At 39.1% G+C, this 10,770-nt stretch carries 9 protein-coding genes; 7 read left to right on the top strand and 2 right to left on the bottom strand.

Going from position 1 to position 10,770, the window contains the following annotated elements:
* Positions 1–136 precede the first annotated feature (136 nt).
* From C5O23_RS13595 to C5O23_RS13570, 6 genes are all read left to right on the top strand, one after another.
* Positions 137–604 carry a hypothetical protein gene (locus tag C5O23_RS13595; RefSeq protein WP_107033456.1) on the top strand — a complete coding sequence of 156 codons (468 nt, stop codon included), beginning with the start codon at positions 137–139 and terminating at the stop codon, positions 602–604.
* A 47-nt stretch (positions 605–651) separates the two neighbouring features.
* Positions 652–1,752: a hypothetical protein gene (locus tag C5O23_RS13590; protein WP_107033455.1), complete on the top strand. Its 1,101-nt coding sequence runs from the start codon at positions 652–654 to the stop codon at positions 1,750–1,752.
* Between the two features lie 5 nt (positions 1,753–1,757).
* A complete protein-coding gene (locus C5O23_RS13585) occupies positions 1,758–4,541 on the top strand; it encodes a DEAD/DEAH box helicase (RefSeq protein WP_107033454.1) in 2,784 nt (927 codons plus the stop codon).
* Positions 4,542–4,547: 6 nt separating this feature from the next.
* Positions 4,548–4,865, top strand: a complete 318-nt coding sequence (locus tag C5O23_RS13580) for a WYL domain-containing protein (RefSeq protein ID WP_107033453.1) — start codon at positions 4,548–4,550, stop codon at positions 4,863–4,865.
* A gap of 83 nt (positions 4,866–4,948) precedes the next feature.
* Positions 4,949–6,295: a hypothetical protein gene (locus C5O23_RS13575; protein WP_107033452.1), complete on the top strand. Its 1,347-nt coding sequence runs from the start codon at positions 4,949–4,951 to the stop codon at positions 6,293–6,295.
* 2 nt (positions 6,296–6,297) lie between these two features.
* Entirely contained in the window at positions 6,298–8,067 is a 1,770-nt protein-coding gene (locus C5O23_RS13570) for a hypothetical protein (protein ID WP_107033451.1), read from the top strand.
* A gap of 67 nt (positions 8,068–8,134) precedes the next feature.
* Here the strand turns inward: C5O23_RS13570 and C5O23_RS13565 are convergent, their stop codons facing one another.
* Together C5O23_RS13565 and C5O23_RS13560 are read right to left on the bottom strand one after the other, a co-directional pair.
* The gene (locus C5O23_RS13565; RefSeq protein WP_107033450.1) at positions 8,135–8,713 is read right to left on the bottom strand and encodes an RloB family protein; all 579 of its coding nucleotides are present in this window, start codon (positions 8,711–8,713) and stop codon (positions 8,135–8,137) included.
* Positions 8,714–8,715: 2 nt separating this feature from the next.
* Positions 8,716–9,897, bottom strand: coding sequence for an AAA family ATPase (locus C5O23_RS13560; protein ID WP_107033449.1), 1,182 nt, complete (start codon positions 9,895–9,897; stop codon positions 8,716–8,718).
* 5 nt (positions 9,898–9,902) lie between these two features.
* Between C5O23_RS13560 and C5O23_RS13555 the strand changes: the two genes are divergently transcribed.
* Entirely contained in the window at positions 9,903–10,199 is a 297-nt protein-coding gene (locus C5O23_RS13555) for a hypothetical protein (protein WP_107033448.1), read from the top strand.
* Positions 10,200–10,770: the final 571 nt, after the last annotated feature.

Below are 10,770 nucleotides of genomic sequence, written 5' to 3'. Positions count from 1 at the left end.
TGTCAGATACATAATTCTTTGGTTTTGTTTCTGGTTATTCATTTATTTAAACAATCACCAAAGCATAAATGCCTGAAATATTGACTGATGCTTATTTATTATTCACATTTGTTTTTAAACAAGCTCTAAATATACAATGTTAAAACCTATAAATTGTAATTTGCTTAGGGCAAAGAAACTTCAAGATCCATCCTCTTGGCAGTCATTGGAAGGTATTATTGATTTTAATAACAATATTATTATTCCGTTTGAATATAAAAGAATCCTTGTTAAAGAGAGTGCTGAGTTATTTATTTGTTATGGTGAAGATTACATATGCATTTATAATTCAAAGCTCATAAAGATTTTTAGAATAAATTTTAAGTGCAGTTATCTTGGAGGATATATATTGCCTGATACCATTGGCGGTGTGAATACCATTATTAAAAATGGTATTAAATATTTTCCTCTTAAGTTTAGAAGTGCAGATCGCAGAATATGGTTTATGATTGTCTCCAACGATAACATTTTTATTGAATTTCAAGAAGGCAATCTGGTCATGAATGGACATAGCGGCTACGCTTATACTAAAGAAGGAATTAGATACGAAATTGAGATTCCATGAAACTCATTAATAATATAGTAAAAATTTAAACGCATCAAACACTAACTATGGCAACCTGCAAGTATTGTGGACAATCGGCTGGATTCTTTTCTCGCGTTCATAAGGAGTGCGAGGAAAAGCATGAGCGTGGACTGAAAGGCATGGGTGACCTCATGCGTAGATATTTCAGTGGAAGCGTATCAGCTGATGATCTGAAATCGAAACTGGCAAAGAACAAACTGCCGTATTTCTTGTCTGATGATGATATTGCAACTGTTGCTATTACTGCAATTAAGGCGTTTGGAGATTCTCTAAAACGCCCTTACCCAGCGGACACACTTTCACGGATTAAAGCATTTCTCAATGCTATTGCAATTCCATACACAAAATTGAATGAAAAAGGCGATATGGATGCTTTGGCATTAAAGATGTTTCAGGGATATGTTGTGGATTTCTTCGCCAAAGGAGTGCCTTTGAGTCAGATTAAAATCAGTACGGATTCTGTAACGTCTGTGCTGCCTTTGAGCCAACAAAAGAAAGATGAAGCATACTACAGCGTCTTGAATAAGGCCGCTGATAAGTTTATGGCTGATGGATGGTTGGCGGATAACGAACAACAACTAATTGAGTCATATACATCCTCACTCGGCATTGCTTTAAACTGCCTCCCAATGCAGTATCAAAGTGAGAGCCTTGCACGAATTGGACAGGCTATAGTTCTAAAGGATTTGCAGAGAGGGGTTCTTCCTCAAAAGCCTCTCACTGTACCTGTAATGTTAGGTCGAGGAGAGTGCGCACTCTGGGTTTACGATAATGTTACCATGTTCCAAGAGAAAATCACCCGTGAATATGTTGGCGGTAGTCGAGGTATGAGTTATCGTATCTGTAAGGGTGTGACTTATCGAACTGGTTCGTTCAAAGGACACCCCGTTGAAAGAAGCCACATGGATAAGGTTGGCGTAGGTTCCCTTGTCGTTACCAATAAACACTTCTTTTTCCACTGCCCGACAGCAAGTGTAAAGATTCCGTATTCAAAACTTGTAGGTGTTACGCCATATTCTGATGGCCTTGAAGTCCACAAGGAGGAGGCAAAGCCAAAGCGTACGGTCTTCCAAGGCTTTGACGCATGGTTCGTCATGAATGTTCTTAACCAAGTTAATAATATCTGAATGTTATGAGGCAATCAGACAATATATCGTTAAAACGTCTGCTCAGGAAAATGAGAGTATCTCATGCAACTGAGCTGGATAAGATAATCGGCTTTTATAAAACCATTCTGGAGTTAGAAAGGAGCAAGGAGCCTGACATTGCGACTTATTATTCTTATGCCTTGCATTTCAAGGACAATGATAGTGATGTTATGCTCATTGATCTCCCTTGCAATGTAAATTTCACAAAGGTCTTTCTTGATAATAGAGATTTGACCTTCCCTAAGGATCTTTATATTGGCATCCCAGTAATTCGGAAAGACAAACCTGGTCAAGTCATTGTATTCAGCTTAACTATTGACTATGATGATTTGAAAGGTTATGACCCGTATGAGAATCTTTTACCCGTTAGGATTTCAAATCTTTCTCTCGACAGCCGTCATATTGATGAGCTTGAGCTAACAGACGAAAAAATTGGAGAATTTGAAAGTGAATTAGCTCAGGTAAAATCATTTGAAGTTTTACAAGAACTGGTAAAAAGACATTTAGGAGAGGCCGCAGAATTAAAGTCGGAATTACAGCTGGGATTAAGTTCAAAGAATATTGCTTTAGCTCAAATCTCCGCAGAATTAAATAAACTTAGTTCTTCTGCGGTTGAGAAGAATGAGCTTCTAAAAAGTTTCCTTACTCACTCAGAGTTTGGCAATCTGATTGAGAACGTATCTGTGGATGAGCTTATTCCAGTAAGTTCTTTGGATGAGAGCCAAGCTTCTGTAGTAGCACATGCACTTAGCAACAGATTTACCGTCGTAACGGGAGCACCCGGTACTGGAAAAACCCAAGTTATCTTGAATATTATTGCCAACGCCTTGATGAAGGATAAAAGCGTGTTGGTAGCAAGTAAGAATAACAAAGCGGTTGATAATGTAAAAGAGCGGTTTGACAATATAGACTCAAGCCAATATCTTTTGCGCTTTGGCAAGAAAGAGTATGTGAGAAGTCAAACAATTCCGGCATTGACGCATATACAAAACCGACTTGACGTACTAAAGAATCAACCTGACACACTGTCGTCGTTGCTCTTGCAGTATCGGGATCTTACATCTACGATTAAAGATGCAAAGAGGAAACTTTCAAGAATTGAAGAACTTAAAAATTCAATTCCGCAATTATTGTCAGATAAATCGAACATCGAGGCTCAGATAGAAGCGGAAAATCAAAGATTTGCATCAGACTATGAAGGAATAAACAAAAGGTATTCCAATGTGTCTCATTTAGAGAATGTAAATTTAGCCTCTATTAGTCAGATTGCAAGTCAGATTACCAGACTACGGAACTCATTGCTAAGCAAATATTCCGGACTCAGTGGAATCTGGCATAATCTCTTCTCTAAGAAGAAACATGCAGTAACTTACCTTGGCCACATCGAAGACCTGCCTTCATCAATTAGAGCAGAATTAAGAGATCAAAATCTCATACGTTCGACTGATGATTTTAAGGATGGGAAAGCTATAATAGAGCATTCAAAGCAGGTAATTTCACTGCTGGAATGTATTTGTGATTGGCAACGCGCATTAAGTAAGGAGAAAAAACGTCATTCTACAACGATTTCAAATCTGCGCACAAGTCTCGAAGCAATAGATCGCAAGTATACAACGCAGGCTGAAGAGCTTGAAGACTTAACCAAGAAAAAGAGCGAGTTGATATTTTCAATCCGCCGTTCTAAAGATGCTCTTATAAATCTTGGGCCACAATTGGTATCTGCAAAGATTTCAGAAATAGAGAGAGGACAAGGAGCTGCCCAAAAGATAAGTGCATATAAATCCTATCTTCCAGACAATATTCCGTGGAAAGATAATGAACTTCCAGATTTTATACGCCGAAGCAGGGAGTTCATATCTGTATGCCGATTAATATCATTAACAAGCCTTTCTGTAAAGGCCGGTTTCCCCTTGGTGGATAATCTATTTGATATTCTTATTATAGATGAGGCTTCACAGTGTGACATAGCATCTGCCATACCTCTAATTTTAAGAGCAAAGCAAGTAGTCATCATCGGAGACCCTAAGCAGTTGAGACATATCACTTCTGTAAGAGTTGATGATGAAAATGTAATCCGTGAACATATGGGTCTATCCGCACGTCCATATCTTAAGTATGCAGAACAATCCTTGTGGGATTATGCTGCGGACTTTTTGGCTCATGCTAATCAAAATAGCTCTCCAATTACATTGGAGAATCATTATAGATGCCATCATGATATTATTGGCTATTCAAACCATCAATTCTATAGCCGATTCCTTGATAAACCACTGAACGTAAAGACCGACGAAAGCAGAATGACATTACCTCAAAAGGGTGTTGTTATGATAAACATACATGGACAACAGGAGTCGGAAAATATTAATATCAATCGTGTTGAGGCTGATAGAGCAGTCAATCTTGCAAAAGAGCTATGCTCACTAAAAGCCGATGTTTCTATTGGTATTGTAACCCCTTTCCGAGATCAAGCAGACTATATCAAATCTCGACTTGGTGATTCTCTAAGAGAGAACGTAGAAGTAAATACCGCGCATGGGTTCCAAGGAGATGAGAAAGATGTTATAATCTACAGTCTGGTTATCACTGACAACTCTCCGCAACGTAAAGTCAACTGGATTGACTATATAGTTCCAAATCTTGTAAATGTAGCCGTCACTCGTGCTCGACAAACCCTATATATAGTTGGAAATGCTGACTATATAAAGAGTGTATCCCCGGAACGTAATGCTTTGGGTTACTTGGTTCGTTATGCTCAGTCCAAAAAGTAATTGATTATGGAAGAAGGAGTAACAATAGAACAGATAATTAAAAGAGCTATTGAAGATAAACTGACGTTAGAGATAGATTACGCTAAGAATAGCTATGAAAAATCTTCCCGTGTCATTAGTGATGTCTCCATTAGTTCAGAATATGGAGTGGGCTATATAAGTGCATACTGCCATATGAGAGAGGAAGAACGGACTTTCAAAATATCACGAATTGTCGATGCTCGAATTGTATCAAACTCGAACAGAAGAACAGTCAAGCCGCAGTTCAACTATGAGTTTGATGCCAGCAAGTCCATATTCAATCTTTATGGAGAGGAATACTAATAACTCTCGATTCGAGATATGTCGAAGAAAACATGTGGTACTTAACTGCCATGAATGTTCTTAACTAAGTCAATAATATATTAATGATACAACAAACTATATTTCCACGGGTTAACACCCATATTGCTGCTATAAGCAAGAGCTACCGTTTTAACGGTGGCACTGCAACGGTGCAGGTTGACAGCCTCGGCAACTACGAGGTAATGGTCAACGGCTCTCGCTTTTCGAGTCAAGAAAATAGCGCCAAACGTGATGCTGACTACAAGCCGGCTGTAAGCGACATTTCCTTAAAAATGGTGGCTGCCTTTGAAAAGAGAGATGCTGAATTTACTGCAATGCACAAGAAAGCCGCAAGAATGCAGAAACTTTCAGAGCATCAGAAAAAGATTGACGCTCTATCTCCTCAGCAGTACGAAAGGGAAACATTCCCTTTATCTCGCCCGATACGAGAAGATGTGCGTCGTGAACTTGAAGCGGAGGCTGAAATTCGCTTCTCTGACTTGTATGAAGATAAGCGCAAGGAGCGAACAACATTCGTCAACGAACATGAGAAAGAGGCAATGGCAGCAAGACTCCGCGCCTACGAGGAAATTCAGTCTTTTTTCAGCGACTTGCAAGATGATAAAGAGGCTCGTGCTAACGCCTTATTTCAGAAAGAATACGATCGCCAAAAGAAAGAAATCGAGGACTATATCAATGGAGAGACTACTGCAACCGAGAGGAACATAAGAATGATTCTTGGAGAACTCTCTCTACCATATCGTGTTGAGATTTCCTGTGACTATGATGAAAAATCCGGATTACTTAACACTAATATTGAATTTCATGGCGACATGAATCTCCCCACAAATAAGACCAATATTCTTTCGACGGGTAAGATTTCAGTCAAGGACAAACTCGTCAAAGAGATGGAGCAGTTCAAGACTGAGACCATCGTAAGTATGATTTATTATGTAGCTGCATCGCTCTTCAATGCCGCTATTAATATTCGTACTCAACGAGTATCAGTTTGGCTTGACGGGAAAAGAGAAGGTCTTGTCTGGATTCAGTTTGACCGTGCCAAATTCACAAAACTCAGCATGAGAACAATCAATCCTATGCTTAACTATTATGATTGGCCTCGTGTCGATGCACTAAGAATGGTCAGAGGTGCATCTCAGTTTTATACAATGGATGCCAACAGTTTCAAGGCTGCGATTGCACAGGCTAAAGCTGAGAACGGAATTGAGGATGTTAGGACTGAAATATCTTCTGACGCAACAGATTCATCAATGGTAACTGTTTCTATAGGGTATGCCAAGACGGTCGCGGATGCTTTGCCAAATGATATAGTTCTTCAATCTTTGGTTCCTGAAGCCGTTAGGTCTGGAGCGACTAAAGTAACTCTGCCAAAGAAATATAAAGGCATTCTAAATGAATTGAGAGGATAACTATGTATTTGAGTCTGATTGACGCGGTTTCTAAGATAGTAAAAAAGTATGGGGTTGATATTTTATCAGATCCCAAGTTCTGGCATATACTATCAGACAGCTATTCTTTTGTTAATGAATATACTCTTAAAGATACATTCAAAAGTTGTCTAACAACTGGTTATATCTCTAAACTGGTTGCTGTTAAGGGAAATTCAAAGAAAACAAAAGACGAAATTGCTCATATAGTTGATTCGGAAAACAAGATAAATCTTGGTAAAGAGAAAGAGTACTCTGGCGTATTGTATAGTGTAGCTATTGCTATTGGTTCGTGTAGCAAAAAAGACTACTCTGACTTCATAAATCGCAATAATCCGCAACCATTCAAGCCAAACAAAAATCCTAAAGGGGAAAATACTTCTATATGGTTTATTACATGTTTAATTATAGCTTTAGGTATTATTACATTGATAGGAGGAACTCTTCTATATGGTTGGTTTCTCCTCGGAGATGCTGGAATGTTTTGGATACTCTGCCTAATTGGCATATTTCAATTAGGGACATTCAAGGTATTGGACGAATTTTTACACAATACCGTTAATTGTAATGTAAAAAGTAGAGTAATTATATGCTTTCTACCTATTATTGTATGTTATATAATAAACTCAATCATCCCTCTGATTCTCTGCTCCGATTCAATTGCGGATGCGCTGCAAAATTATTTTTCTGCAAATTTTATCCCCAAATCATACTATACTATACCTATTGAACGTGCATGGTATGCCCCTCGAATATCCTCGGAGGTTGGATTCTTTGGTGGATTTACATCCATTATTCTTTGTATATGTTTAGTAAGTTGTGGATATAGAATTATTTCCTACTTTAAGGAGGCAAAACTTATAGTATGTAAGATTGATATTTGTGCATCTATCATTACGCTGATGGTTATTGGAGTAAGTTATATTTCGGTGGCAGTATGGCCTATTTGCTGCATACATAGACAGCAAACGGAATATGATAAGATTGTGGCTCACAATACAGAGCTTCATAAAGAAAGAGTAAATAAGGTTCAGGATTTGTCGGTAAAAGGAATTAAGCTTGGTATTTCAAGCGAAACCGCATGGGAATATCTGAAAGCGTTGAAAGAAGATAGAGAACCGTCACAACTTCATTATCATGAAATTGTAAAACATCCAGATGCTATTTATGATGAGTTTATCGGAACAACTTATTATGGTGTATTCCCATATAAAGTTGGGGTAAATGATTTTGCGGGTGTCAATCTTAATGGCGATGATTATAGAATGCTTATATCTTTAGATAACACAACAGTTGGTCTCGACCTATACATACTTGACGGTTTTGTTTCTGCGATACGAATCTATGGATTAGGCAGTAACGATAATTCCTTAACAAACTTTGATAGTCTGTTATCACTATATACAACTAAATATGGTGAACCTGAGATAATAAAGGACTTTTCTTTTGAGAAAGATATACATGCTATTACACCTTATCGTTCAAAGGGAAAATCTGATAGATATGTATGGAATTTCAAAAATGGACGTATTGAGATGTCGGAATATGGAATTATGTACATATCTGATGTACTCCTTGCCAAAGTAAGAAAAGAGTGTAAAGAAGGAATGATTAATTTTGAAATGGTAAAAAAGAGGAAAATAGAAGCAGAAAAGCAACAGAGAGAACGTACAGATTCATTAAGACGAGAGCAAGAGAGAAATGATAGTATTCGTCATGCTTTCAATCACAAAAATGCGATTAATGATATATAGTTTATGAAAACATTTTCTCGAATCTCTCTTTTATTAAAATTGTGTTGCCGATGAGTAAAAAGGAACATTAGGGATTAAGTAACGCGAATAGTTTGTGGAGGTTGGAGTATGATTCGCCTTCTTCGCCGATGGCGGTTGCGTTATTTATGGCTGTTGTCAGCTTGTTATCAGCCAAGAGGGTAGCAACCCAGTTTTCTTTTGAAAGATATGATTGTTGCTTACTGAAAGTGGGCAAATAACGATGTAGGGCGGCTATTACATCATCAGACGTTGCGAAGTAGCGGTTTGTGTTCATGTAATGGAGTAAAAACCAGAACTCGATGGATGGCATACTTTCGCATATGATGACAGACGGATTATTGGCATAACGCTGGCGCATCGCATCAAATTTGGCTTTGTCTGCTTGGTGTATGCGCGTTACGTCCACATCAAATACACATACGGCAATACCGTCATCAGCAAGCACTCGCTCGACCTGACGCTGAATATCATCAATATTCTGCTCGGCAAAGTTTCGTGGTTTGCAGACATAATTGTAACCATTTAGACGTTTCAAATGAGTGAAATAGAAACGCTCGGTCGCGCCCTCGCCGATGATTGTAATCGCGGGATTTTTGAGCTTACGCTCTTTGATTCTTCTTGCCATAATTACAATACGTTGGGAAGTGCGCCGAAACGACCGTTCATGTATGCGCGGTGGATGGATGATAGTTTATTTAAGCCCTTGAAATCAACGAGAGAGAACATCTGAGAGTTGCCGTCCTTGCCTTTCTCAGTAAACCAAACAGAATCCTTTCCGAAAATGTCATCAATATCTTTCAGGATAGGGTCATAGTGGGTAGATACAAGCAACTGCGACTGATTGTCGGGAGTATTGACAAACTTTGATAGAATATACTCCATAAGGTTGGGGTGCATCGAAGCCTCAATCTCATCAATACATAGGAATGCCTGACGGTTCAGTTGCTCAAATATCATAGATTCTAGTTCGACCATTCGCTTGGTACCTGTACTCTGACAAGCCTCTGGGAGAACATAATTCTGCGTTCCGTCGGCGTTCTCAACCTTATGTCCAAATAGAGCAGCCATCTTCTGGATTTTAATGTCAGAAATATTGAAGTCTGCTTCCTTTGCGAATTGCAGAAGGTACTCGCGGAAATCTTCGCTGTCAGCAATATGCTTCTTCGCGTCATTTGAAAGCGTTGAGAGTGAACCGCTCTGCAATGGCAGAATACGGTTGTCAATCCATCGGCGCATATTATCGAGATATGCAACCGACACATTTACTTTCTTCAATGTAGCTAAAAGCGACATATTGCGGAGACAGTTCATCGTCATGACGTCCATCTCTGCCTGCGAAAGTTTGACAACAGCCGGATTGAAATTCAATTTAGAAACACCTCCTACATCCTCACGGCAAAACACTTTTGTCGGGCGATTGGTGAGATACACAAAGAGCGACTCGTGGCAAACCTTTTCGGGATTTACCTTGAGCTTATACCAATAGCGGAGGCCATCGGCATAGAATTTCAATTCAAATTCCGTGTCGAAAGAAAGTGCATCTTCCCTCAACAGAAATGGCTGTACGTCCGTACCGTCATCATTTGTAGAAGGAACTGTATTCCAGAAACGACGTAGGAACTCAACGGCATCAAGTAGATTTGACTTGCCGCTTGCATTTGCGCCCAATACGACGGCAAAGCGCAACAGTTTAACTCCGTCAGGCATTACGACCACGCTGTTATAGCGGTCATCTTCCGACGGCTCAAAACTCAGTTCCACTTCATCACGAAACGACTTGAAATTTCGTATTTTCAGATCTTGTATCATATCCAATGCTATTTGACGATGCAAATATAGCAAAATTCCTGCACACTTCAAAATCAAAAACCGAAATACTGGGGATTTTAATGCCGATTTTGGCTCATTTTGCACCAATTGTAAAATTAAATCATAATATTTTAGACTACTTAAATTATACAGCTCGATTAAAAATTACTATTTTTAACATGGTAAATGGTGTCCGAATAAATAAAAATTACTATCTTTGCAGTGTAAAAGAGGAAACTCCAACACCTTCCGGGACAGAGGTCTTGGTCGTAACCACATGGCAAATTAAAGCGAAACGATGAAATCATGCCGTGTGCAATTCGTGGACATGGAATAGGGCACGAATGACAAAACAATGACAATCAACCCAGTTGAGTGCAAAATATACGATCCCAGGCGGATCACATAAGGGTCATCATTTGATGGCCCTTTTTTCGTGTCTGTAAGTGGCTGGACAGCAGTCGTTAGCAATTTTATAATTTTCTGATTTAGAAAGGTTTAGCAATCAGTGCCATTCCTGTCCGTAGTCCATTGTAGCATTTGTTAGTCTCGATTTAGCACATTATCTTTGGTACAAATTTCGTGGATGTACCACAAAAATGTACCACAAATGTACCACAGGATCCGTCAAATATCAGCCTCGTTTCTCACATTCCGCCACATGTCCGGCCGGGATGCCGTTTTTAGCATCCAATTCTCTGATATTTACTATTTTGTGCTAAAGTGTCCCAAAAGAATCGGAGGGGGTGGAAAACCCAGGCTCGGATGACCCCTTAGACCAGGTTGAATTGACCCCTTAAGCCAAAATATCACTGACCCTTTTGCCCAATATAAAAATGACCCCTGTCGACGTAATGTCAGCAGGGGATTTTA

This window comes from Duncaniella muris (assembly GCF_003024805.1).
Classification (GTDB): domain Bacteria; phylum Bacteroidota; class Bacteroidia; order Bacteroidales; family Muribaculaceae; genus Duncaniella; species Duncaniella muris.
The sequence above is the reverse complement of the archived record's forward strand: the minus strand, read 5'-3'. Positions and strand labels throughout refer to the sequence as shown.